This window comes from Lacrimispora sp., assembly GCF_047605665.1.
Classification (GTDB): domain Bacteria; phylum Bacillota; class Clostridia; order Lachnospirales; family Lachnospiraceae; genus Lacrimispora.
Genome location: NZ_JASGFH010000003.1, coordinates 56,487 through 80,309, shown reverse-complemented (window position 1 = coordinate 80,309; position 23,823 = coordinate 56,487). Strand labels below are relative to the sequence as shown.

The following is a 23,823-nucleotide window of genomic DNA, read 5'->3' as shown; positions in this document are numbered from 1 at the left end:
TCCTTCCTGACGTTATCCGTCAGCATCATTGGCAATTCTCTACCGTGTCAATGATGTCCATTAATGTTTCATAACGTTTTTCCCGGATCAGCCGTCTGATGAAGCTCTCATCCATCATAAACTGAGGCGCTGTCATGTAAAAAGCTTCCAGGTTTTCTTTTTGAGTTGAAATAGACAGTAAAAATACCACCTGCACATCGCAAAGATACCACCGCACAGGTTTGTTCAAAATTGCCACGCATACAAAGGTTTCATCAGTCAAAGGTTTATAAGGATGCGGAATTGCGATCTGGCCGCAAAAATCCGTCTGCATAATGGTTTCCCTGTATAAAACACTTGCTTCAAATTCCTCCGGTAACTGACGCACCATTCCAATGCGCCGGCACATCTTGCGAATCACTTCTTCCCGGCTGTCTCCCTCCACATCCACAAAGAATAAATCCTCTGAAAAATACTGTTTTATGGTGTCCGGCTGATTATCTTCTAAAACCCGCTTTACCTGTCTGATATTGTGCCTGTCAAAGAAATACTGCACCTGATAAATGGGAACCGGAACCGGGACCGTGATGGGAACCGTAGAAAACACATAATCCACACCATGGAAGTCCTTGTCCGGCAGTGAACCGATATCGCAGATTTCCACCCTGTTTAAATACCCTTCAAATAATTCCTTAAACCTGTATTCAAACAGCCTGGCGCTTCCCTGCCCCGATGCACACACCAGCAAAATGTTACGTTTCTTTTTTTTCTTGTTTCGCTCCAGAGAAAGAGCAAAGCATAACGCCAGGTAGCCAATCTCATCCTCTGATACGATGACGTGAAAATATTCAGATAACACGGTGGCAGCCTGTGCCGCCACTGCGTAGGGGAAGCTGTATACCTCCTTGATTTCCTTTAACATGGGATTTTCCAGTTTTAAATGGTATTGAAGTCTGATCCGCAAAGACACCATATGCTGTCTCAGTGATGTGCTTAAATCAAAATCTGATTTGAAATCCAACTGGAATACCTGATAAACATTTTCCAGCATTTCATTCACCAACTGGTTTATCTCCATATCAATGACCACATTTCCATTTTCACCGGCGAGCAGCTTCTTTTTCCCTGACAAATGAATGGCAATATACTTGACCTCCGGAACCGGAAAGCATATTCCCAAAGCATGTTCTAAACCCAGACTGCACATTTGCGCTACCTGAATGTCTCCCTCCTGCAGCCACTCTTTGCTGTCAACCTCTTCCATGGTGATTTTACACCCCATCTTCCACCGGTAAAGAGCGATCTGAATTTGAAGAACAATGTTGGAAGTATCCGTTTCGTAAATGGTATATCCCCTTTTATGGATGCTGTCTAAAACCTGTTTTCTTATTATTTCGGAATCCTCAAATGTTTCATAGATTTTCCCGAACCACACATCCCTTAATTCATAAAATATGGCACTCAGGCACAAACGGAAGGAAAACTCAGTTCCTTTCATTTTCAGCCCATAGTAAGGCTTTCTTTCCAGAGATATATGATGGCGGTTCAGGAATTTTTCCACGCTTTTTAAATCAAGGGATATGGTTTTTCTTGATACAAATAACTGGTCGCAGAGAGTCTCTGTTTTTATGTAATCCGGAGTCTGGAAAAGCAGCGCCAGCACGTACTCCATTCTCTGTTCTCCGGAATCGGGAACCGAGGAAGGCGTTTCTTTCCTGCAAAATTCCTGATATAGTTCCCTGCCTGTTATATGAAGGCACACCCCCTTGTTTCTCTGCCGTCCGATTGAGGCGCCATTTCCGTACAGCATTTGTTCCAATTGGCTAATCAGGCTTCTGATAGTTCTATGGCTCAGTTGAAGCTTTAAGGCGAGTTCATCGATCGTTATGAACTTATCCTCTGAAAGGTTAGCCAACAATGTACCCAGTCGTCCATCCACTTGCATCCCCCTCCGTATACCAAATTATCAACATATTTATAACTGCAGTCTTACCTTATTGATGATCTCAGTATAGCACCTTGAAATTGGCGGATCAATTTCCGTTTTTTCCATTATAAAGTGGAAAAGATTACTCGGATTATACGCACTTATTATTTATATGTGTGTGACAAAGTTCAGAAAAAACATTTTTAGCTTTTAGTATGTGTAATTATAGATTATAATATATACGATACAAACAATAAGAAGATTAGAAAATATGCAAGGCATGAAATGAATAAAAACTGAAAGTTTCATGTCCGGCCCGCTTTAAAATGATGATCGTTTATACTTTAAGAATGAAACTTCAATATGAGGATGAGGAGTCATAAGATGAGCTTAAACTTTAATGTAGAAACTCTTATATTCACCATTGTTTTGGGACATCTTTTTTCAGGAATACTGGGCATTGCTTACATGACCCAGCATAAAAAAGATTCTTCCTTATATATATTCTTATTTGCAAGACTGTTTGATACCTGCGCATGGACTCTCCTTGGCATGCGGGGCATGATCAATACGTTTGTATCCATTTCAATCGGCAATTCGTTCCTGGTTGTCGCCCAGGTTCTGCAGAGCACCGCTTTTTTGAGCATAAAAGAACGTTACAGCAAAGTGATAAAAAGGAGATATTTTATCATTGCTGCCATTTCAATCATTTTGCTTCATCTGGCCTTACTGCTGCATGATATAGCCGGTATAAGGGTTTCCATCATGTCCATCAGCGGGGTCATGCTGTGGTTTTACCCGATCTATATCCTGTTAACGGATAAAAATTCTTCTGTTTTGCAAAAGACGGTTGCCTTTATCTATACGGCAGAGCTCCTTTTACTCGTTGTAAGAGGCTATATGGGATTTAAGCTGGGTGAGTCCATGCAGCTTATGACCAATAACATATACAATGTTTCATTTTATATCTTCCTGTATCTGATCATGCTGATCGGAAATATTGGCTTTATCCTGATTGCAAAGGAAAAATCAGATATGGAATTAGTTAAGGTGGCAACGTATGATGAGCTGACGGATATATTCACCCGCAGGGAGTTCTTATCCCAGGGTAAAAAGAGTATTGCGCTGTACGCGAGAAAAAGAGAACCCATTTCTCTTTTCCTTATTGACCTGGACAATTTTAAAAGAATCAATGATGTTTATGGCCATTCTGCAGGCGATCATATTTTGAAGGAATTTGCCATGCTCATAAAAGGCCAATTGCGCCAATACGATCTGTTTGGAAGGTTTGGGGGAGAAGAGTTTACGGTACTGCTTCCGGGAACCGGTGAAGGAGCAGCTTTTGAAACGGCAGAGAGATTGAGAAAGGCCGTAGAAAATGCTTCCATTGATGTGGGTGCAGGCCAGATTGTAAAGTTCACCATAAGCATAGGAATGGTCACCGTTACGCCTGATGAAAACACTTCTATATACACCCTGTATAAACTGAGTGACGATGCCCTTTACGCGGCAAAACGGAATGGGCGAAACCGGGTGGAAGTGGTGAAATCGAAAGATTCCGGGGTTTGAATTCATTTGCATTTTCAGGCGGCTTTAGTATAATGAATGTAATTGAGAACAGAGACAGGAGGGAAATTATGAAAAAATATGATTATGTGCTGGTGGGCTGCGGCCTTTATTCCGGCGTTTTTGCATATCTGGCTAAACAAAAGGGAAAGAAGTGTCTCGTGGTGGAGAAACGAAACCACATGGGAGGCAATATTTACTGTGAGGAAATCGAAGGGATTCATGTTCACACCTACGGAGCCCACATTTTCCATACCAGCAATAAGAAGGTCTGGCAGTTCGTCAATGAGCTGGCCGAATTCAACCGCTACACCAACAGCCCAGTGGCTAATTTCAAGGGTGAAATGTATAACATGCCCTTTAATATGAACACCTTCAGCAAGATGTGGGGCATTTCCACACCTGCCCAGGCAAAGGCAAAAATTGATGAGCAGAAGGCAGTAGTTTCAGGGGAACCGCAAAACCTGGAAGAGCAGGCCATCAGCCTTGTGGGCGTGGATATTTACGAAAAGCTGGTAAAGGGGTATACGGAAAAGCAGTGGGGAAGGGACTGTAAGGAGCTTCCGGCCTTTATCATCAAGCGGCTTCCCGTTCGTTTTACGTATGACAACAATTATTTCAATGACTTGTATCAGGGAATTCCCATCGGCGGATATAACGTGATCATTGAAAAGCTGTTTGAGGGCTGCGATATAGAGCTGGGAGTGGATTATTTAGAAAATAAAGAGCATTACGACAGTCTGGCAGATAAGGTGATATACACCGGAACCATAGACGGATATTACGGGTATCAGTTTGGAAAGCTGGAATACAGGAGCTTAAAATTTGACACAGAGGTAGTGGATACGGATAATTATCAGGGCGTGGCAGTGGTGAATTATACGGACCGGGAAACTCCATACACCAGAATCATCGAGCATAAGCACTTCGAATTCGGCACCCAGCCAAAGTCTGTCATCACCAGAGAATATTCCGTGGACTGGAGCGAAGGCATGGAACCGTATTACCCTGTCAATGATGCCAAAAACCAGGAACTCTACCAGAAATACGCCCAACTGGCAGAGGCAGAGGAACAGGTGATTTTTGGCGGACGGTTAGGGGAGTACAAATATTATGATATGGACAAGGTGATTGAATCGGCTATGAAGGCGGCGGAGGCTTATATAGCAGAGTAATAAATATATGCGGCCATTAAGGCCAAAGCACTTAAGCCCGGACAGGTTTAGGTGCTTATTTACTTTTCCCCCTGGATATAGTACAATACAACGGAAATGAACCGTTAAAACTGGAGGAATCTATGAACGTTGTATACGCTTCCAACGACAATTATGCCAGGCATCTGGCCGTATCCCTTTATTCCCTTTTGGAACATAACAGGGAAATTTCAGATGTCCAGATTTATATATTATCCATGGGATTATCTCCCGAAACCAGAGCCCGTCTGGAACGGGCGGCGGCCACTTTTGGCCGAAGCCTGACCGTCATAGAGCTGGGAGATTTGAGGGAGCGGTTTTCCTATGAGGTGGACACCGGAGGCTTTGATTTAAGCATTATGGCCCGCCTGTTCATCGGGGAGGTCCTTCCTCCTGATACGGACCGTGTCCTGTATTTAGACTGCGACACCGTAGTCCTCGCCTCATTAAAACGCCTGTGGGAAACAGAGCTGGATTCTTCTATTTTAGGTGCGGTTATGGAGCCAACCATATACCCGTCTATTAAGGAGGAGATCGGCCTTTTGCCGGAAGAACCCTATTTTAATTCCGGAGTCCTCTTAATTGATATGAAACGCTGGAGAACTGAAGATGCGGGAAAAATGCTTCTGGACTTTTACTGTTCCAGAGGCGGAAAGCTTTTTGCCGGTGATCAGGATACCATCAACGGAGCGCTGAAGGGAAAGATCAAGCCTCTGCCTCCCCGGTATAACTTTTTCACCAATTACCGGTATTACCGGTATGACCATTTGACACGGCTTTCTCCTGTCTATGGGAAAATTTCAAAAAAAAGCTTTCAGGAAGCCAAACGCCGTCCTGTCATCCTGCATTTTATGGGGGATGAAAGACCCTGGAAAGAGGGCAATCTAAACCATTACCGCAAAGCTTATGAAACTTATCTTTCCCGCACTCCCTGGGCAGGGACCCCAAAAGAAAATGGAAGCCGCCTCTATATGGCCGCCTATCATCTGATGGATTACGCCACCTTTTTATGCCCTCCTGTCCGCGATTTTGTAAGCCGCAGGTTCGGGATGCAGGTGATCAATTCCAGGAAAAATGTACAGAGGGAAACAGATCAAAAGGAGAAGGCATGAATATAAGCTGTATTATCCTCAATTATAATGATTCTGAAACCACAGAAAACCTGGTAAAGTCCATATCTGATTATGAAGTTCTGGACTCCATTGTCATCGTGGACAATCACTCTACCGATGATTCCTTTTCCAGATTAAAGGCCCTTGAAGGGGGAAACATCCATCTGATTCAGGCGGATAAAAATGGAGGCTATGGCTACGGAAATAATCTGGGAATCCGGTATGCTTATGAGAACCTTCATGCCACCCATGGCCTCATTGCCAATCCTGATGTAAAGGTTTCGGAAGAATCCATACAGGCTATGAAAAAGGCCTTTTCCAGGATAGACAAGCTGGCTGCTGCTGCTGTGGTCACCACTGACGGCACTGGAGCCATCGCGTTGTCAAGCTGGAAGATAAACGGTCTTTTCGGAGATATTCTTGATACAGGGCTCATTACAAGACGGCTTTTTGCCCCCTTACTTAATGGGCGTCCGGAATTAAAAGCCGATTTTGCAGCAGAGGGAAAAGGAAAATACGCATATGTGGATGCAGTGGCTGGTTCGCTTTTTATGGCTGATCTGACTGCCCTCATGGACTGCGGACTTTATGACGAGAATGTCTTCCTGTATTATGAGGAAAAGATATTGGGATTTAAGCTGAGGGAAAAGGGGTATAAGACCGCCCTTCTTTTAAATCATTCTTATATGCACCTTCATTCCGTTTCCATTGATAAAAGCGTGGGTTCCATCCTGAGGAAACAGGCTCTTCTTCATGAGAGCAAGCTGTATTATTACAAAAACTATTTAAAGATCAACCGGTTCCAGGAGTGGCTGATAAAAGCATTTCTGGGGGGCCTTATGGCTGAGATATGGTTTTTGACTAAAATTGTGGGACTGTCCTGGTAAATGGGCCCCTTTCTGGAAGGAGGAGTAGACATGGTATCGGTGCTTCTGGCATCCTATAACGGAGAAAAATATATCAGAGAGCAGATGGATTCCATTCTGAACCAGACCTTTCCTGACTTGAACGTGGTGGTTTCCGACGACCTTTCTACAGACAAAACACCTGCCATTATCAGAGAATACGAAGAACAGTATCCGGACCGTGTAAAGAGCCTGAAAAATGAAGAACGCTCCGGCGGCGCCCAGAACAATTTCTTCCGCCTGCTGTCTGCGGTATCAGACGAATACATCATGCTCTGCGATCAGGATGATGTGTGGACGGCTGATAAAGTGGAAATTACCCTTCGGGAAATGAAACGGCTGGAAGCCGATTATGGAAAGGATATGCCTCTTCTGGTCCACAGCGATCTGTCGGTTGTGGATGAAAACGGCCGGATTCTCCATAAGTCCATGGCAGAGTATCAGAAGATCGCAGTCGATGATAACAGGCTCAGTCATTATCTGGTTGAAAATAATATTACGGGGAATACGGTTATGATCAACCGGGCTTTTCTTCCCTTTCTCGTCCATAGGCCGGAAGAATGTATGATGCATGACTGGTGGCTTGGACTTTTGACAAGCTGTTTCGGGAAGATTTCTTATATTAATCAGCCTCTGGTTCTCTACCGCCAGCATGGAAGCAACCAGCTTGGTTCCCAAAGCGGCATGGAACAGTATGCAAACCGGTCCCATAACAGGGAAAAGGTCCGGGAAAATTACAGGAAGATGTTTAAACAGGCGGAAGTATTTTTAAACCGATATCAAAAGGATTTGTCCTTAGAGCAGAGGGAGATTCTGGAACATTTCATCCAGCTTCCGGATAAAAGCCGTGCAGGAAAAATTTATACCATTTGGAAATACAGGTTCATGAAAAGCACTTATATAAGAACTTTAGGGCAGATGTTTTCTATCTAAGCGCCATGCGGGTATATCACTATGCCCCCAAGAACATGGGCATAAGAACGGAAGCACCCTACGGGCATACCACTATGCCCAAAAAGCATGGGCAAGAAAGAGGAAGCGCCCTACGGGCATACCATTATGCCCAGAGAACATGGGCATAAGAACGGAAATTAAAGGAGATTGGCATATGACACCGGAAGAAAAGGAAATATTGGTAACGAGGGCTTCCATGCCTTCTTACGAAGAATTTATAGAAGAGATCAAACCGATCTGGGAAACTGCTTGGATGACCAATATGGGAGAGTTTCATGACAAACTAAAGGATGAGTTGAAGGACTATTTAAATGTCCAAAATCTTTTGCTGTTTGTCAACGGGCACATGGCTCTTGAGATGGCTCTTCAGGCCATGAATTTGACCGGAGAAGTGATCACAACCCCATTTTCCTTTGCTTCCACCACCCATGCCATCATAAGAAACAACTTAACTCCGGTGTTCTGCGATATCAGAGAAGATGATTACACCATAGACGTTGATAAGATCGAGTCTTTGATTACGGACAAGACCTCCGCCATTTTACCGGTTCACGTATATGGAAATGTCTGTGATGTAGAAAAAATTCAGCAAATCGCGAAAAAACATAATTTAAAGGTAATTTACGATGCTGCCCATGCCTTTGGTGTGGAGGTCAACGGAAAAGGAATTGGAACATATGGAGATGCCTCCATGTTCAGCTTCCATGCCACAAAGGTCTTTAATACCATCGAAGGCGGAGCAATTGCCTTTCATGATCCCTCTCTGGAGGTTTTGCTTAATTACTTGAAAAACTTTGGAATAACCGGCAAGGAATCCGTGGAGTACATAGGCGGAAATGCCAAGATGAATGAGTTTCAGGCAGCCATGGGAATCTGCAACCTCCGCCATGTGGGTGACAACATAGAATTGCGCAGGCAGATCACAGAGCGTTACAGGGAGCGTCTGTCAGGAATTTCCGGAATACGCCTGATTCCTCCGAAGGAAGGGATAAAACAGAATTATGCTTATTTTCCAGTGGTATTTGACGGTTTTTCCCAGACCAGGGATGAGGTATATGAGCTGCTGGCTTCCCACCGTATTTTTGCAAGAAAGTATTTTTATCCCCTGATCACTGACTTTGAATGCTACCGGGAAAGGTTTGCCGATGTATGCCTTCCAGTGGCAAAAAAAGCGGCCAATAATGTGCTGACACTGCCTCTTTACGCCCAGCTCTCTTTAGAAGAGGTGGACCGTATCTGCGATATTATCATAAGCGGAAAGTAGGAGGCCCCTGCAGGCATACCGTTATGTCCCCTAATTATGGACGAGAAAGAGGAAGCGCCCTCCGGCCATACCACTATGTCCAAAAAGCATGGACAGGAAAGAGGAAATTATGAACACAGCGCTGGTAACCGCAATCGGATCATTTTCTGCGGACATTGTAATTAAAAATTTAAAAAAGAATGGAATCCGGGTCATTGGATGTGACATTTATCCGGGAGAATGGATTGCTGATTCCTCTAACGTGGATTCCTTTTATCAGGTGCCGTATGCGACTGAGGGAAAACTGTACGCGGACAAAATCCTGGAAATCTGCGAACAGGAACATGTGGATGCCATCCTGGTTCTGACCGATGTGGAAGCTGATGTCTTAAACAGTTTCCGCAGGGAATTTCAGCAGTCAGGAGTCACCTTGTGCCTGCCTTGTGAAGAAACCTTAAGCATATGCCGGGATAAGAGAAAGCTTTTTCACTTTTTGACCTCACAAGGTGTCGGAACCCCAATTCCTACCCTGGACTTAAAAGAAACTGACCCGGAGGCCCTGACCTATCCGGTGGTTGTAAAGCCTTATAACGGCAGAAGCAGCCAGGGGCTTTCTTATATTCATTCAAAGAATGAGATGAAGGCATTTCTGGAGAAGGAAGACTTAGGGGACTTTATCCTTCAGCCATTTTATAAAGGAAGCATCATCACTGTGGATGTAGTAAGAAAATCCGATACAGGAGAAACGGCAGTGGTCTGCAGAAAAGAGCTTCTGCGGACTCCTAACGGTGCAGGAACTTCAGTAAAGGTATTTTCTGATCCTCTTCTGGAGGAAATGTGTAAAAAAATAGCCTCCATCCTTGGAATCAATGGCTGTGTCAACTTTGAGTTCATCGAAGGAGAGGACAAAATCCATCACATGCTGGAATGCAATCCCCGCTTTTCCGGGGGAGTGGAATTTTCCTGCATGGCGGGATATGACTTTGTCACCAACCATTTAAGGTGCTTTACCGGTGAGGCCCTGGATATGAGAGGCCCCATTAAGGAAATGTATATTGCCAGAAAATACGAAGAATATATCACAAAGATTGAGGAAGAGAAAGGAAAAGACCAATGAGCGGTTATTCCGATTCTGCCATCATGGCCAGCATAAACTGTGTCACTTATAACCACGCAGCTTATATCCGGCAGGCCCTGGACAGTTTTCTGATGCAGAAGACAAACTTTGAATACGAAATCCTGGTTCATGACGATGCTTCAAACGATGGAACCGGGGAAATCATAAAAGAATACGCCGAAAAATACCCGGATAAAATAAAACCTCTGATTCAGACTGAAAATCAGTATTCCCAGGGAATTGACAACATCAGCGGAGCCTTTAACTTTCCCCGTGCCAGAGGCAAGTACATCTTCATGTGCGATGGCGATGATTACTGGATTTCACCCCACAAGCTGCAACAGCAGGTGGACTATATGGAAGCCCATCCGGAATGCACCCTCTGTATTCACAGCGCAAAAATCGAGCTGGTGGGAAAGGCAGTGACCGAAAGTCAGATGCGCCCTTACCGGGGAAGCCGTATCATCACTTCCGAGGAAATTATCGATAAATCCTCCGGCTATGCCATGTCCTCCATGGCATTTCCTTCCCGTCTGGTAAAAGAACTTCCGGATTACTATGTGGACTGCCCTGTGGGAGACACCCCTCTGCAGATGATGGCCGCAGCAGCCGGATACGGTTATTATATCGATGAACCTATGAGTGCCTACCGTGTAGGAGTTGCAGGTTCCTGGACCGTGGAGGGAAAGAGCGGAGATTACAGAAAAAAACAGCAGATGTATTGTGAACGCATGAAAAAGGTATATGAAGAATTTGATGCTGCCACTGGCGGACGTTTTCATAAAGCCTCTGAAAGCGCCATGAAACGGACTTATTATCACACCATGGTCAACACCAGGCAGTTTAAGGAGATTGTGAATCCGGAATACAGAAGGTATTATAAGGAGCTGACACCCAGAACCCGTTTTTTCATCCAGCTTCAGTACCGGACTCCATGGCTTTATAAAACTCTCAGAAAAACATTTCTGGGAAAAAAGTAAAAATAAAATTAAAAAATGCCTCATACCGGCTTTACATAAACCGGCATGAGGCATTTTCTCATATCTGTCAATTCAATTATTGTGCAACATTAGGATCTGTCGGGTCCCAGGTCTGAGCTTCCGGTATGATCTGTTCAATGGCCGGACGCTCATAAGGTCCGGGTACCGGCGAATTGTAAATCGTCACCGTAGTTCCAAGGGCGCAGTGGTCATAGATCCACTTGGTATCCTTTGTCATCAGCCTTATACATCCGGCGGACTCGGCAATACTTAAAAAGTTGTAAGTAGAAGAGTCCAGCGTCATGCTGTTAGGTTTGCTGTACAGAAGGGAATGAATCAGAAATCCTTTCCAGATGCGGGTCGCATACTGGGTGAAAATTCCGTGGTTCATATCGCGCCAGCGGTATTTGGCCGGAGTCTGGAAGGTTCCCAGAGGGGTGTCCGGTCCGGTGGAGGTCAAAAATGTCTTTACCGGAATGATAAAGCCGTTGTTTCCGTCTTTGCCCAGAACTGTCAAAGTGTTCATCTCTTTGTTGATGCTGATGAGAAACGGTCCGCCGGCACCTACAATAGGCTCTAAGTCTGAAAGCATTTTCCCGGATTCATCAAAATAATACTTATAACCGTCAATGTACTGCCAGCCGGTGACCGGATAAGTGTCCTGGAAGTAATAACGTTCATTTCCAGACCATGCCCAGCCGGTGAAAGGAGTTTTATCTCCGTTGAAATAGCGGAGCTGTCCGTCGATTTCCCTCATCCCGTCAACGTCTGCGGCAATGAGCGGTTTTGCAGTGGCATAGGGGAATTCTGAATTCTTGGCAAAGAATGCCATCCGAAGCCCTGTTATGTAATGGCCCGTTCCCATGGTTCCGGCAGTTGCGCCGTTTTTGGCCCAGTCGGTAGTGGTTCCATCCTCTAACTGGGTGGCATAGTAAATATCAAACTGGTTATTCACATAACCGGAAAAACGCATCTGTACTGCCTCGATGTTTACATCATCGGGGTAGTTGGTGGTCTGCTGGCCGTTCATGACCCAGGGAGACCAGCCGGTGCTGGCTGTATAAGTGCGGTAAAGAACATTTCCCACAATATTCGTTAAAAATGTGGATAATCCGTGAAAACCCTGTCCCTCATTGGTGATCCAGGCGTCATTGACAAAAGGCTGTGTCCAATTGCCGCCTCCTGTCATGGCTGTGGTCTGAAGACGGGGGAAGTTTGCCTTTAAGGCTTCCTGGGCTGCTTTTGCGGCTTCGTCTACGACACCGTCTTCGCCGCCTCCCTCTGCTTCTTTTTCAATAACGATCCCTGCATTTGCAAGGGCGCTTTCTGCATCTTCAGTTGATATGCCTCCTACGGTACCAGCAGGCTGATCTGCCTGGTCCAGGGGCTTGCCATTTTTAAATCCCGGTCCATATGCTTCTTCCGCCAACGCAATGGACGCTTGTCCGGAAACAAGGGCAGCCGTCAGACAGAATGCTACCAGGCGGCGTGTCAGTTTACGCATAATTTATAACCTCCTGAATTCTTATAGATAAAAAATATACAAGATTACTTTAACATAATCAGGGCTAAAATGCTATATAAGATTTACATTTATTGGGGGATATAGTACAATAAGGTGAAAATGCCAAAAGGAAAAAAGAGGTTAAAAGCCAGTATGTATCAGGAAAATATGAAAAAAAAGGTACTTTCCGGCCTGTTCTGGAAAGCGATGGAAAATGGCGGAACCCAGGGAATTCAGTTCCTGGTCTCAGTTCTTTTAGCCCGGATGCTGACGCCGTCGGAGTCCGGAGAAGTCATGCTCATCATGATATTCATTTCCATTGGAAATGTCTTTGTCCAAAGCGGAGTTAACACCGCCCTGATTCAGAAATACCGTGTGGATGAGGCGGATTACTCCTCCGCTTTTTATATCAGTGCCGCTATCGCCGTAATTCTTTACGGGGTTTTATTTTTTTGCGCACCTGCTATCGGCGCATTTTACGGACAGCCTGTTTTCTCTCCGGTTCTGCGGATTCTCGCTGTAACCCTGTTTTTCGGAGCGGTCACCTCAGTCCAGTCCGCAGTAGTGGCCAGAAATATGGAATTTCGAAAGCTGTGCATGGCAAGCCTTTCAGCCGCTTTTGGCTCCGGTGTGATCGGTGTCGTGATGGCTGCCAAAGGCTTTGGGCTCTGGTCCCTTGCCATGCAGCAGTTTTTTTACAGTTTTTTTCTCATGGTGGTTCTTGGAGTCCTGGTAAAGTGGCGCCCCAGGCTTTTATTTTCCATGGACAAGGCAAAGGGCCTGTTTTCCTATGGCTGGAAGATTCTCTGTTCCGGCCTGATTGATACCGTATTCACTAACTTATACGGCCTTGTCATCGGAAAACAGTACAGCTCTTATATGATGGGCCAATATACCAGGGGAAACCAGTTTCCGGCTCTCATTGCCAATAACCTGGGGGCAGCCATCCAGTCGGTCATGCTTCCGGCCTTTTCCGCCTGTCAGGATGATAAGGAACGGTTAAAGAGCATGGTGCGAAGGTCCATTGTCACCAGTTCTTATCTGGTATTCCCCATGATGGCCGGACTCATTGCCGTGGCAGAGCCTATGGTAAAGCTGCTTTTAACAGACCGCTATCTGCCGTCTGTCCCCATGCTGCGGCTTTTGTGCGTGGCTTATGCCACCTGGCCTCTTCATGTGGCTAATTTACAGGCCATCAATGCGCTGGGCAGAAGTGAAATATTCTTAAAGCTGGAAATCGTGAAGAAATGTGTCAGCGTGATTGCCCTTATTATCAGTATCCCTTTCGGAATTTATGTTATGGTGGGACTTCGGGCGGTGACGGACTTTGTCTGCACCTTTATCAACGCCTACCCCAATAAAAAGCTTTTGGATTACAGCTTTTCCCAGCAGTGGAAAGATGTATTTCCATCTCTCATCCTGTCCGCCATCATGTGCGGTGCTGCCTATGGAGTTCAGTATATAATAGAAGGAACTCTGCTGACCCTGCTGGTTCAGATTCTGGTGGGAGTTCTGGTCTACGGAGGTCTTTCCTGGCTCTTTAAGCTGGAAAGCTTTGTATATCTCTGTGCCACAGTGAAAAACTTAAAACATTAGACCGGGTCCAAGGTAATAATATTGTAAGTAAATACAGAATAACGTAATAAAAATGTTATTGTAAATATGGCAATACATGGGTATTATGGTAGAGTACATGAAATTTGGCAGCATGGAGGGAACAAGAATGAATCATAAGAAGATAGGAAAAGGAATTGCAGGAATCCTGTTAATGGCTTCTATGTGTCTTTTAGGCACATCTGTCTTATGGGCCGATACAGCGAATACGGCAGATGCAGCAAGTGCCGCAGATACAGCACAAGAGACGACGCCGGCGGTAGAATCTGCCATCACTTCCTGTCTGGTGAACCCGGACAAGACCAGTGTGACGGTGAAAGCAGTCAGTGAAGGAGATATGACCGGAACGGACGGAATGCTTTATCTGGTGGAGCAAAAGCCCTATCAGAAGGATTTAAACGGAAGAACCGACTATGCGGGAGCCATGCCCTTTGGAAAAGAGGTTACCTACAGTTTTTCCTTAAACCAGGGGACAAAAGATGACCGTTTATACAGCAGATTTGTGGTAGTCGTGTGGGATGGAGAAAAGTATATTGAGGTCAGCAAGCCCCATTATATTACTAATCCTGAGGCTATTGCACCAAATACGAAACCATTTAACGATCCTCTGACCAAAAAAGGTCTCCAGATCGAACTGAATATGCTGGCAGATGCTTTTGATCTGGGAGTGAAACATGCGTCAACGAACATCGCATTTCACCAGATTTTAGGTGAGGGAATTGACTATCAGTACGATGGAAAGACCTACCACTTCAGCAAACAGGTTATGGAAGGATATGACAGCACCATCAGCGCTCTTTCGGGTAAAGGCATGACCATAACAGCCATTATCTTAAACGGCTGGAATGATGCCACACCGGACCTCATTTATCCCGGAACTAAAAAGTCCTCCAAAGCATTTTATTATTTGTTTAACCCCGCCACGGAAAAGGGATTTGAGCAGACCAGAGCCATTGCCTCCTTTCTGGCAGAGCGTTATAACGGCTCCAATCCAAATCACGGAAAAGTTTCCAACTGGATCATCGGAAATGAGATCAACAACCAGCAGTGGAACTACACCGGCCCATGGGATTTAAACAGCTACGTCCAGGCTTATCACGACGCATTCCGCATTTTCTATACGGCAATAAAAAGCGTCAGCGCCAGTGACAGGGTTTATTTCTCCCTGGATTACAACTGGAATAATGAGATTGATAACAAGTTAAAATACGGCGGCAAGAATATTGTGGATACCTTTAATTCTATCACCGCTTCCCAGGGACAGATGGACTGGGGTCTGGCCTACCACCCATATCCGGCTCCTATGATAGAGCCTGAATTCTGGGATGATGCGACGACTGGCTGGATTACCAATGATTTTAATTCTCCTGTCATCAACTTTGCCAACCTAAATCTCCTGACTGATTATATGGCCCAGGCTGCTTTCCGGTCTCCTGCCGGCGACGTCCGCCATATCATCCTGACAGAAGAAGGATTTACAGCAAAAAGCCCTACCAGAGGGGAGGTCCCCTTAAATCAGGCGGCAGCCTTTGCCTACTCCTATTATCTGGTTGACAGCAATCCTTATATTGACGCCTATATTTTAAGCCGTCAGGTGGACGCTCCTTTAGAGGTGCGCAGCGGATTGGCCTTTGGTCTTTGGGAATGCCGGATGGATCAGGGCGATACCATTGTTGCCACAAGGCGCAGAAAGATCTGGCAGGTATTCCGGGACATTGATAAAAAGAAATACACCTTAGAAGTCACGGAATTCGCAAAACCCATTATAGGAATTGAAAAATGGTCCGATGTGGTCCCCAATTTCAGATGGAGATACGTGGAATAATGAGAATAAGGGCCCTTGCAGGGGAGTGAAGCACTCTGCAGGGCCTTTTTAAGTTTACTTTTTAACAGATGTATTGTAAAATAAATGGAGCATGAAAAGCAAAGAGGAACGGAAATGGAACGAAAAAATATAGCCTGGAATATGGTGGGAAGTCTGGTCTATGCAGGCTCCAGCATGGTTCTTGCGGCTTTTGTCAATCACCTGGTGGGCACTGACAAGGGAGGGATATTCGCCTTTGCCTTCACCACCTTTGGTCAGCAGATGTTTCTGGTGGCCTATTTTGGCATGAGACCTCTCCAGAGTACAGACATCGGCAGACGGTATACCTTTGGAGAATACCGCTTAGCCCGCCTTGTGACCTGTTTGGCAGCGCTGGTTTTGGGAGTCTGTTATATTGCCTGGAATACGGTGATGCCTTCCGGAAGCTATACGTCCGAAAAAGCCCTGGTGGTGCTTCTTATGGTCCTTTATAAGGTGCTGGACGGCTTTGCCGATGTATATGAATCAGAGTTTCAGAGAAACGGACACTTATACCTGACCGGACAGGCCATGACTTTTCGTACTCTTCTGTCGGTGCTCTGCTTTTTAGGTTCCCTGGCAATCACAAGGAATCTGGTTTTTTCCAGCGGGATTGCGGTCATATCCCAGGGAGTTGGAATTTTAATATTTGACAAAAGGGCTGCTGGCCGCATTCCGGAAATCCGGTTTACGAAAGCTGCGGGCAGCCATTGGAAGCTTTTGCAGGAATGTTTTCTGCTGTTTTTATCGGTATTTTTGGACGGCCTTATTTTTGCCATGGCAAGGTATGGGGTGGATGCCCAGATGACTTCCGCAGATAACGCCGCCTTTGCCGCCATTTTCATGCCCACCTCTGTGATCAATCTGGCGGCCAACTTCGTCATCCGCCCCTTTTTGACCAGGATGTCCTTTCAGTGGGAGGAAAAGCAGTTTTTGGAATTTCAGTCCAGCGTAAAAAAACTGACAGGGGTTATTTTTGCCCTTACGGCAGCAGCCCTGGCGGGAACCTGGTTTTTAGGAGTGCCTGTGCTGGGTGCCATTTACAATATAAACTTAAAGCCCTACAAGTCCGGCCTGCTTTTGATTATTCTGGGCGGCGGCCTGTTTGCAGTCATGAACCTGTTTTATTATGTGCTTGTAATTATGAAGAAACAGAAACTGATATTCTGGGGGTATGTGCCTGTCTGCCTCCTTTCCTTTGTTCTTTCCTTTCGTCTGGTGAAAACAGGAGGAATCAACGGAGGAGCCCTTTCCTATATGCTGGAAATGCTCATCCTCATGCTCTGCTTTATGGGGCAGGCTGTCCGGATATTTGGAAAAGAGAAAAGTAAAGGGAGAAACACTGGGAAATGATGGATAAGGTACTGGTAGTGATACCTGCATACAACGAAGCTCTTAATATTGAACGGGTGGTAGGGGAAGTGATCAAAAACTACCCTGTATTTGACTATGTGATTATCAACGACGGCTCTACGGACCATACGGCGGACATCTGCCGCGACCACGGCTGGAAGATCATTGACCTTCCCATCAACCTGGGGCTGGCAGGGGCATTTCAGACCGGGCTTAAATACGCACACCGCCATGGATACCGGTATGCGGTTCAGTTTGACGGAGATGGACAGCACCGGCCTGAATACATTCTTCCCATGAAGGAAAAAATGGATGAAGGATATGATATTGTCATCGGGTCCCGTTTTGTTTCAGAAAAAAAGCCCCTTTCCATGCGGATGCTGGGAAGTTCCATCTTAAGCGGCGCCATCTGGCTCACCACTGGAGTGAAGGTGAATGATCCCACCTCCGGTATGCGTATGTTCAGCCAAAAGATGATCAAAGAATTTGCCGATGGTCTGAATTACGGCCCGGAGCCGGACACCATTTCCTATCTGATCAAGCAGGGAGCGAAAGTTTCCGAGATTCCGGTCACCATGGATGAGCGGATTCTGGGCGAGAGCTACCTGAATCCGGTCAATGCGGCACGGTATATGGGAAAAATGCTGTTTTCCATTTTACTGGTACAAAGCTTCCGCATTCGAAACCGGGGGTAAGAAGAAGGGAGAACAAAAGATGACAGTTGCACTCAGAGGCGTTTTAATATGCGTTTCCATATTGCTCACGTGTTATGTAATCAGGAAAATACGCCAGTCCAAGATGAAAATAGAGGATTCCATCTTTTGGGTGATGTTTTCCCTGCTTTTGGTTGCGTTCAGTATACTTCCATGGGTGGCGGATATTCTTTCCCGCCTGGTTGGAACCTACTCCACCGCCAATTTTATCTTTGCCTTTATGATTTTTATTCTGCTGATCAAGGTGTTTTCCCAGTCCATGAAGATATCCCAGTTGGACCGGAAGGTCACGGAGCTGATTCAGCTTCTGGCTTTGGACCGGGAGGAGCTGGAGGCGGAGAAGGAGGGAAAAAAGCGTGAAGTCCATCAGAAATAAAAAGGCATTGGCTTTGGTGGCCGGAACACTGCTTGTTCTTGTCCTCCTGTTTTTTAAAACCTTTCCGGAAATTATTGTAAGAATTCCTTCTCCGGAATATGAATCAGTCCGGAGTCTCTACCGGTGGCTGCTGATTTTTGGAAGCGGATTTCTGGTTTGCCAGGGAATCGCCTTATGGGTGCTGCCAAAGACCGGCCAGTGGTTCTTTCCCCTGACCGTCGTTATTCTGGGAATATTTTATATGTTCGTGCTTCCGCCCTTTTCCGCTCCTGATGAAGCGGTTCATTTCACCAGCGCATACCGCCTTTCCAGCCAGTTGATGGGAAAACCGGCGGTGGCGGATGAAGAGTTTCTGGCTCAGGCCAGTGAAGAGGAAAAAAAGCGGATCAGCCGTGGGGCCAATGTTTTAGTCCGGAGCGGAGATGATGAAATTGAATTTTATACAGAGGTGGGGAAAAATGCCTATAATCAGGTTTTCACCGGATTGTTTTCCATGGATAAAAGCCAGGAGCTGACGGTTCGGTATGAAGTGCCGGTGAACACCATGCCTCTTGTATATCTTCCCCAGGCAATAGGAATCAGCCTTGCCCGTCTTTTTCATTGGGGATACGTTCCTCTGATCTATATGGGAAGACTGATGAATCTGGTCTGTTTTGCGGCCATGGCATTTTTGGCTGTCCGGATCATGCCTTTTAAAAAAGAGCTTTTTATGACAATTTCCTGCCTGCCCATGACCCTTCATCTGGCGGCTTCTTTTTCCTATGATACTGCGTTTATCGGCCTTTCCATGATATTTCTGGCGTGGTGCTTTCATCTGGCATATGAAAAGAAAGAGGTGACTGTCAGGGATACGGTCATTTTAGGCCTGCTTCTCGTTCTTTTGGAGCCTGGAAAGATCGTATATCTGCCGGTGGCGGGGATATGCCTTTTGATTCCGGCTTCTAAATTCAGCACAAAGAAACGCTATTGGATTTCCGTGATCACGGTTGCTTCCGTTATGCTGCTGGCTGTATTTCTGGTGAACCGTCTGGTTCTTTCCGTGTGGGCCACGGAAACAGAAGGGTATGTGAGCTGGAATGAGGCGGCGGGGTATACCCTGCACGATGTCTGGAATTGTCCTTATGAAATCTTTCAGATGTACTATGAAACTCTGGTCACTCAGCTCGATTACTATCTGACCACCATGGTAGGCGGCTATCTGGGGAATTTAGACAGCAGCTTGTCGGTTCCTTTCTTCTGCCTTTTGATTTTGTGGTACGGGCTGTTTGTCAGCGTCATTAGAAGGGAAGGCGAATCAGCTCCTATGACAGGAGGGCAGAAGCTGTGGGTCCTGATTCTGATATTTTTCAGTGTCTGTCTGATACTGGCCTCCATGCTGGTGGGCTGGACGCCAAGAGAGATGACGTATATTACAGGCGTTCAGGGAAGATATTTCATCCCCCTGCTGCCCCTTGGGCTGCTGATTTTCTTTGACAGGCGCCTGTCCACCAGCATGGACTTGAGAAAAAGCGCCTGGTATCTGGAATGCTTTGTGAGTATTTACGCCCTGATCCGCATTTGTTCGTCTGCGGTTTTGCGCTATTGATGGAAAGTAGAGGAAATGTGATGGAAGAGAAGACACAGGAAAGCCGGACAGTGGATGTGATTATCCCTGTCTATAAGCCGGGGAAGACCCTGAGACGCCTCTTAAAGTGTCTGGGAGAACAGTCTTACTCCGTAAGGCGTATCATTGTCATGAATACGGATCAGTCCTATTGGAAGGAAGAGGATCACACCTGGGTTCCCAATCTGGAGGTCCATCATGTGACAAAGGCGGAATTTGACCATGGAAAAACCAGAAACCAGGGAGCCGGGTATTCGCAAGCGGATATCATGGTATTTATGACCGACGATGCCGTTCCGGCGGATAAGAATCTGATCCGTGCTCTGGTAAATGGCCTCAACCAGACCGGAAAGCAGGGGGAAATGGTGGTCATGGCCTATGGAAGACAGCTTCCAAACCCGGACTGCGCCCTGGCAGAGAAGTATACCCGGTCCTTTAATTATCCGGAAGAGAGCAGGGTCAAGACAAAGGCAGATTTGCCGGAACTTGGAATCAAGACTTTCTTTGCTTCCAATGTCTGCTGCGCTTATGACCGGAAAGCTTTTTTAGAGGCAGGCGGTTTTATTAACCGGACTATTTTTAACGAAGACATGATCTATGCAGGCAATACCATCAGGCAGAGAGGGCAGGCCGTTGCCTATGCGGCTGATGCAAGGGTGTATCATTCCCACAATTACGGATGCATTGCCCAGTTTAAGCGAAACTTTGACCTGGCCGTATCCCAGGCGGACCACCCTGAGGTATTTGAGGGAATCCGTTCAGAGAGCGAAGGAATCCGGCTGGTGAAAAAGACCTGCGCATGGCTTGTGGAACAGAAAAAACCGTGGCTGGTGCCGGGCGTGATCGTAAAAAGCGGGTTTAAATATATGGGGTATTTAATGGGAAAACGGTATAAAAAGCTGCCGGAGTGGCTGATCTTAACATGCACCATGAATCCCATGTACTGGAAAACGGAAAATAAATAGAAATTCAAAGAAAACTGTGGTAAAATGCTACAGGTAAAAGCATGCATTAAAATATGCCTGTATAAAGAAAGAGGAAAATAATTATGGGAAAGATAAAAGTAACAGAATGTGGAATTGAAGGACTTTATGTGATTGAGCCTGCCGTATTCCCTGATTCCAGGGGATATTTTATGGAAACGTATAATCAGAACGATTTTAAAGAAGCCGGACTTAACATGGTTTTTGTTCAGGACAATCAGTCCATGTCAATCAAAGGCGTACTGCGGGGACTTCACTTCCAGAAGCAGTTTCCTCAGGGAAAGCTGGTGCGTGCGGTGAGAGGAAAGGTATTTGACGTGGCCGTAGACCTGCGCTCCTCCTCTGAAACCTATGGAAAATGGTTCGGTGTGGAACTTTCAGCAGAAAACAAGAAGCAGTTCTACATTCCTGAAGGCTTTGCCCATGGCTTTCTGGTTTTATCCGATGAAGCGGAATTCGCCTATAAGTGTACGGATTTCTACCATCCGGGAGATGAAGGCGGAATCTTATGGAGCGATCCGGAAATCGGAATTGAATGGCCGGTGGAAGAGGGCATGGAGCTGATTATTTCCGATAAGGACCAGAAGTGGAGCGGAATCAGCGAGACCTTCAAATTCTAATGAGATTGTGAGAGGAGAAAACCATGAATTATCTGGTTTCCTTATTAAAAGAAATTATTACGAAAAGAAAATTGATACTGGATTTGTCAAAAGCTGATTTTAAGAAACGGTTTGTAGGTTCTTATTTTGGCATAGCCTGGCTGTTTCTACAGCCGTTGGCAACCATCATGGTATATTTTTGTGTGTTCCAGCTTGGATTTAAAAGTGCCCCTCCAGTACCGGGTTACCCCTATGTGCTATGGTTGATTCCTGGTATCGTTCCCTGGTTTTACTTCAGTGAATCATTGAACCTGGGAACAGGCTGCCTTCAGGAATATAATTATCTGGTGAAAAAGGTGGTGTTCCGGGTGGAAATTCTTCCGGTCATTAAGATGATTTCCTGTCTCATGGTTCATGGAATATTTGCAGTGGTAATGATTGCAATATTTCTTCTTTACGGTTTTATGCCAAGGATAAGCTGGCTGCAGATTATCTACTATTCCTTTGCGTCCTCTATGCTGTCTCTGGGAATCACTTATTTCACCAGTGCCGTCAATGTCTTTTTCAAGGACATTAGTCAGATCGTAGGAATTTTTCTTCAGTTTGGCATTTGGATGGTTCCCGTTATGTGGGACCCGGATATGTTTCCGTCCGCACCGGCCTGGCTGTCTTCTGTATTGAAGATCAATCCTTTCTACTATATCGTGGCAGGCTATCGTGACAGCATGCTAACTGGAAACTGGTTCATAGAAAGACCTAAACTAGGCCTGTATTTCTGGGCCGTAACCATTGTTCTGATGCTTGCAGGATTAAAAGTATTTAAAAGGCTGCGTCCGCACTTTTCTGATGTGCTGTAACCGGCTTAAATGGAGGATTCAATGTCCGTAGGAACAAACGAGAATGTAATTTCTGTTAATAATATAACAAAGATTTATAAATTATACGACAAGCCCATTGACCGTTTAAAGGAGTCTTTAAGCCTGTCCCATAAGAATTTCCACCGGGATTTCTATGCCTTAAACGGCATATCATTTAACGTGGAAAAAGGCCAGACGGTAGGAATCATCGGTACCAACGGTTCCGGCAAGTCCACCATATTGAAGATCATCACCGGAGTTCTGACTCCTACCACCGGAGAGCTGGAGGTAAACGGAGTTATTTCCGCTCTTTTGGAGCTGGGAGCCGGGTTCAATATGGATTACACCGGAATCGAAAATATTTACATGAACGGCACCATGATGGGCTTTTCCAGAAAGGAAATGGATGAAAAGCTTCAGGATATCCTGGATTTTGCGGATATCGGGGACTTTGTCTATCAGCCTGTAAAAACGTATTCCAGCGGTATGTTCGTCCGCCTGGCTTTTGCCCTTGCCATTAATGTGGAACCTGAGATTCTCATTGTAGATGAGGCCCTGTCCGTAGGTGACGTGTTCTTTCAGGCCAAATGTTACCGGCGCATGGAGGAAATCCGGAGAAACGGCACCACTATTTTGATGGTTACTCATGATATGGGGGCCATTATCAAGTACTGTGACCGGGTTGTGGTATTAAACAAAGGGAATTTCATCGCAGAGGGTGAGCCTGGAAAGATGGTGGACCTCTATAAGAAAATTCTGGCTAACCAGATGGATGATTTAGGGGAAGAGCTGGAAGAAATCCGGGAAGGAACCTTAAATGATTTTTCCGGGGAACAGGCCGAACAGCGCCTGGAGGGCCTTATGAAGGACCGCCTGACCATCAATCCTGCCCGTACCGAATACGGTGATAAACGGGCGGAAATCGTGGATTTCGGACTGTTGGATGCCAAGGGAAATGTGACCAACTTACTGTTAAAGGGAGAACGGTTTACCATTAAGGAACGGATTCATTTTAACGCGGAGATTGAAACCCCTATTTTTACTTACACGATCAAGGATAAAAGGGGAGCCGATTTAACCGGCACCAACACCATGTACGAGACTTCTGACGTGAAGTCTGTGAAAAAAGGCGACGAGTACGAAGTGGAATTCAACCAGAAAATGACCCTCCAGGGAGGGGAATATCTGCTTTCCATGAGCTGTACGGGCTTTGAAAACGGAGAACATGTGGTTTACCACCGTCTTTATGATATTGCCAATATTACAGTTATTTCCAATAAGAATACGGTGGGAGTTTATGATATGGAATCAAAGGTCAGCTTGAAACTCTCCAGAGCAGGAAAATAAAGTGCCTGTGGGGGAGGAATACTCTAACCCCATGGGCGGAAGCACCCTGCGGGCA

The 23,823-nt window shown here is 45.7% G+C and carries 20 protein-coding genes; 18 read left to right on the top strand and 2 right to left on the bottom strand.

The genetic code is table 11. The features are described 5' to 3' along the window. Positions 1-25: 25 nt before the first annotated feature. Positions 26-1,918 (bottom strand): BglG family transcription antiterminator, encoded by a 1,893-nt coding sequence (locus QM657_RS02960; protein ID WP_415065039.1) that lies wholly within the window; start codon positions 1,916-1,918, stop codon positions 26-28. Positions 1,919-2,290: 372 nt separating this feature from the next. On the opposite strand from QM657_RS02960, the gene QM657_RS02955 reads away from it, so the two are divergent. The 8 genes from QM657_RS02955 (at position 2,291) to QM657_RS02920 (ending at position 10,976) form a co-directional block, all read left to right on the top strand. Continuing rightward, positions 2,291-3,475, top strand: a complete 1,185-nt coding sequence (locus QM657_RS02955) for a GGDEF domain-containing protein (protein WP_415065038.1) — start codon at positions 2,291-2,293, stop codon at positions 3,473-3,475. Between the two features lie 68 nt (positions 3,476-3,543). After that, positions 3,544-4,647 carry a UDP-galactopyranose mutase gene (gene glf / locus QM657_RS02950; RefSeq protein ID WP_415065037.1) on the top strand — a complete coding sequence of 368 codons (1,104 nt, stop codon included), beginning with the start codon at positions 3,544-3,546 and terminating at the stop codon, positions 4,645-4,647. A gap of 122 nt (positions 4,648-4,769) precedes the next feature. Continuing rightward, positions 4,770-5,777, top strand: a complete 1,008-nt coding sequence (locus tag QM657_RS02945) for a glycosyltransferase family 8 protein (protein ID WP_415065036.1) — start codon at positions 4,770-4,772, stop codon at positions 5,775-5,777. Further along, a complete protein-coding gene (locus QM657_RS02940) occupies positions 5,774-6,664 on the top strand; it encodes a glycosyltransferase family 2 protein (protein WP_415065035.1) in 891 nt (296 codons plus the stop codon). The genes QM657_RS02945 and QM657_RS02940 overlap by 4 nt, the downstream gene beginning before the upstream one ends. A gap of 30 nt (positions 6,665-6,694) precedes the next feature. Then, a complete protein-coding gene (locus QM657_RS02935) occupies positions 6,695-7,615 on the top strand; it encodes a glycosyltransferase family 2 protein (RefSeq protein WP_415065034.1) in 921 nt (306 codons plus the stop codon). A gap of 175 nt (positions 7,616-7,790) precedes the next feature. Next, positions 7,791-8,900, top strand: coding sequence for a DegT/DnrJ/EryC1/StrS family aminotransferase (locus QM657_RS02930; RefSeq protein WP_415065033.1), 1,110 nt, complete (start codon positions 7,791-7,793; stop codon positions 8,898-8,900). Positions 8,901-8,988: 88 nt separating this feature from the next. Further along, on the top strand, positions 8,989-9,996 hold the full coding sequence (locus QM657_RS02925) for an ATP-grasp domain-containing protein (RefSeq protein WP_415065032.1): 1,008 nt from the start codon (positions 8,989-8,991) through the stop codon (positions 9,994-9,996). Beyond that, complete coding sequence (locus QM657_RS02920) at positions 9,993-10,976, top strand: glycosyltransferase (RefSeq protein ID WP_415065031.1); 984 nt, start codon at positions 9,993-9,995, stop codon at positions 10,974-10,976. The genes QM657_RS02925 and QM657_RS02920 overlap by 4 nt, the downstream gene beginning before the upstream one ends. Positions 10,977-11,052: 76 nt before the next feature. Here the strand turns inward: QM657_RS02920 and QM657_RS02915 are convergent, their stop codons facing one another. Next, positions 11,053-12,480, bottom strand: a complete 1,428-nt coding sequence (locus tag QM657_RS02915) for a L,D-transpeptidase family protein (RefSeq protein ID WP_415065030.1) — start codon at positions 12,478-12,480, stop codon at positions 11,053-11,055. A gap of 153 nt (positions 12,481-12,633) precedes the next feature. Here QM657_RS02915 and QM657_RS02910 point away from each other — a divergent pair, with 153 nt between their 5' ends. The 10 genes from QM657_RS02910 (at position 12,634) to QM657_RS02865 (ending at position 23,768) form a co-directional block, all read left to right on the top strand. Beyond that, entirely contained in the window at positions 12,634-14,076 is a 1,443-nt protein-coding gene (locus tag QM657_RS02910) for a lipopolysaccharide biosynthesis protein (RefSeq protein ID WP_415065029.1), read from the top strand. Between the two features lie 127 nt (positions 14,077-14,203). Beyond that, positions 14,204-15,919, top strand: a complete 1,716-nt coding sequence (locus QM657_RS02905) for a DUF5722 domain-containing protein (RefSeq protein ID WP_415065028.1) — start codon at positions 14,204-14,206, stop codon at positions 15,917-15,919. A 114-nt stretch (positions 15,920-16,033) separates the two neighbouring features. Then, a complete protein-coding gene (locus tag QM657_RS02900) occupies positions 16,034-17,290 on the top strand; it encodes a lipopolysaccharide biosynthesis protein (RefSeq protein WP_415065027.1) in 1,257 nt (418 codons plus the stop codon). Continuing rightward, positions 17,290-17,985, top strand: coding sequence for a glycosyltransferase family 2 protein (locus QM657_RS02895; RefSeq protein ID WP_415065225.1), 696 nt, complete (start codon positions 17,290-17,292; stop codon positions 17,983-17,985). The genes QM657_RS02900 and QM657_RS02895 overlap by 1 nt, the downstream gene beginning before the upstream one ends. Positions 17,986-18,004: 19 nt before the next feature. Beyond that, on the top strand, positions 18,005-18,379 hold the full coding sequence (locus QM657_RS02890; protein ID WP_415065026.1) for a DUF2304 domain-containing protein: 375 nt from the start codon (positions 18,005-18,007) through the stop codon (positions 18,377-18,379). After that, entirely contained in the window at positions 18,360-19,964 is a 1,605-nt protein-coding gene (locus tag QM657_RS02885) for a DUF2142 domain-containing protein (protein WP_415065025.1), read from the top strand. The genes QM657_RS02890 and QM657_RS02885 overlap by 20 nt, the downstream gene beginning before the upstream one ends. 20 nt (positions 19,965-19,984) lie before the next feature. After that, entirely contained in the window at positions 19,985-20,947 is a 963-nt protein-coding gene (locus tag QM657_RS02880) for a glycosyltransferase family 2 protein (protein WP_415065024.1), read from the top strand. 83 nt (positions 20,948-21,030) lie between these two features. Continuing rightward, complete coding sequence (gene rfbC / locus QM657_RS02875) at positions 21,031-21,585, top strand: dTDP-4-dehydrorhamnose 3,5-epimerase (protein ID WP_415065023.1); 555 nt, start codon at positions 21,031-21,033, stop codon at positions 21,583-21,585. A 23-nt stretch (positions 21,586-21,608) separates the two neighbouring features. Continuing rightward, positions 21,609-22,421: an ABC transporter permease gene (locus tag QM657_RS02870; protein WP_333646133.1), complete on the top strand. Its 813-nt coding sequence runs from the start codon at positions 21,609-21,611 to the stop codon at positions 22,419-22,421. A 21-nt stretch (positions 22,422-22,442) separates the two neighbouring features. Next, on the top strand, positions 22,443-23,768 hold the full coding sequence (locus tag QM657_RS02865; RefSeq protein ID WP_415065022.1) for an ABC transporter ATP-binding protein: 1,326 nt from the start codon (positions 22,443-22,445) through the stop codon (positions 23,766-23,768). Positions 23,769-23,823 lie beyond the last annotated feature (55 nt).

Excerpts from the sequence above, each read along its gene's own strand:
- QM657_RS02955 (WP_415065038.1), top strand. The coding sequence starts at position 2,291 with ATGAGCTTAAACTTTAATGTAGAAACTCTTATATTCACCATTGTTTTG.
- QM657_RS02890 (WP_415065026.1), top strand. The coding sequence starts at position 18,005 with ATGACAGTTGCACTCAGAGGCGTTTTAATATGCGTTTCCATATTGCTC.
- QM657_RS02905 (WP_415065028.1), top strand. The coding sequence starts at position 14,204 with ATGAATCATAAGAAGATAGGAAAAGGAATTGCAGGAATCCTGTTAATG.
- QM657_RS02930 (WP_415065033.1), top strand. The coding sequence starts at position 7,791 with ATGACACCGGAAGAAAAGGAAATATTGGTAACGAGGGCTTCCATGCCT.
- QM657_RS02880 (WP_415065024.1), top strand. The coding sequence starts at position 19,985 with ATGGAAGAGAAGACACAGGAAAGCCGGACAGTGGATGTGATTATCCCT.
- QM657_RS02920 (WP_415065031.1), top strand. The coding sequence starts at position 9,993 with ATGAGCGGTTATTCCGATTCTGCCATCATGGCCAGCATAAACTGTGTC.
- QM657_RS02870 (WP_333646133.1), top strand. The coding sequence starts at position 21,609 with ATGAATTATCTGGTTTCCTTATTAAAAGAAATTATTACGAAAAGAAAA.
- QM657_RS02915 (WP_415065030.1), bottom strand. The coding sequence starts at position 12,480 with ATGCGTAAACTGACACGCCGCCTGGTAGCATTCTGTCTGACGGCTGCC.
- QM657_RS02910 (WP_415065029.1), top strand. The coding sequence starts at position 12,634 with ATGTATCAGGAAAATATGAAAAAAAAGGTACTTTCCGGCCTGTTCTGG.
- QM657_RS02940 (WP_415065035.1), top strand. The coding sequence starts at position 5,774 with ATGAATATAAGCTGTATTATCCTCAATTATAATGATTCTGAAACCACA.
- QM657_RS02935 (WP_415065034.1), top strand. The coding sequence starts at position 6,695 with ATGGTATCGGTGCTTCTGGCATCCTATAACGGAGAAAAATATATCAGA.
- glf (WP_415065037.1), top strand. The coding sequence starts at position 3,544 with ATGAAAAAATATGATTATGTGCTGGTGGGCTGCGGCCTTTATTCCGGC.
- QM657_RS02900 (WP_415065027.1), top strand. The coding sequence starts at position 16,034 with ATGGAACGAAAAAATATAGCCTGGAATATGGTGGGAAGTCTGGTCTAT.
- QM657_RS02865 (WP_415065022.1), top strand. The coding sequence starts at position 22,443 with ATGTCCGTAGGAACAAACGAGAATGTAATTTCTGTTAATAATATAACA.
- QM657_RS02945 (WP_415065036.1), top strand. The coding sequence starts at position 4,770 with ATGAACGTTGTATACGCTTCCAACGACAATTATGCCAGGCATCTGGCC.
- QM657_RS02895 (WP_415065225.1), top strand. The coding sequence starts at position 17,290 with ATGGATAAGGTACTGGTAGTGATACCTGCATACAACGAAGCTCTTAAT.
- QM657_RS02925 (WP_415065032.1), top strand. The coding sequence starts at position 8,989 with ATGGACAGGAAAGAGGAAATTATGAACACAGCGCTGGTAACCGCAATC.
- rfbC (WP_415065023.1), top strand. The coding sequence starts at position 21,031 with ATGGGAAAGATAAAAGTAACAGAATGTGGAATTGAAGGACTTTATGTG.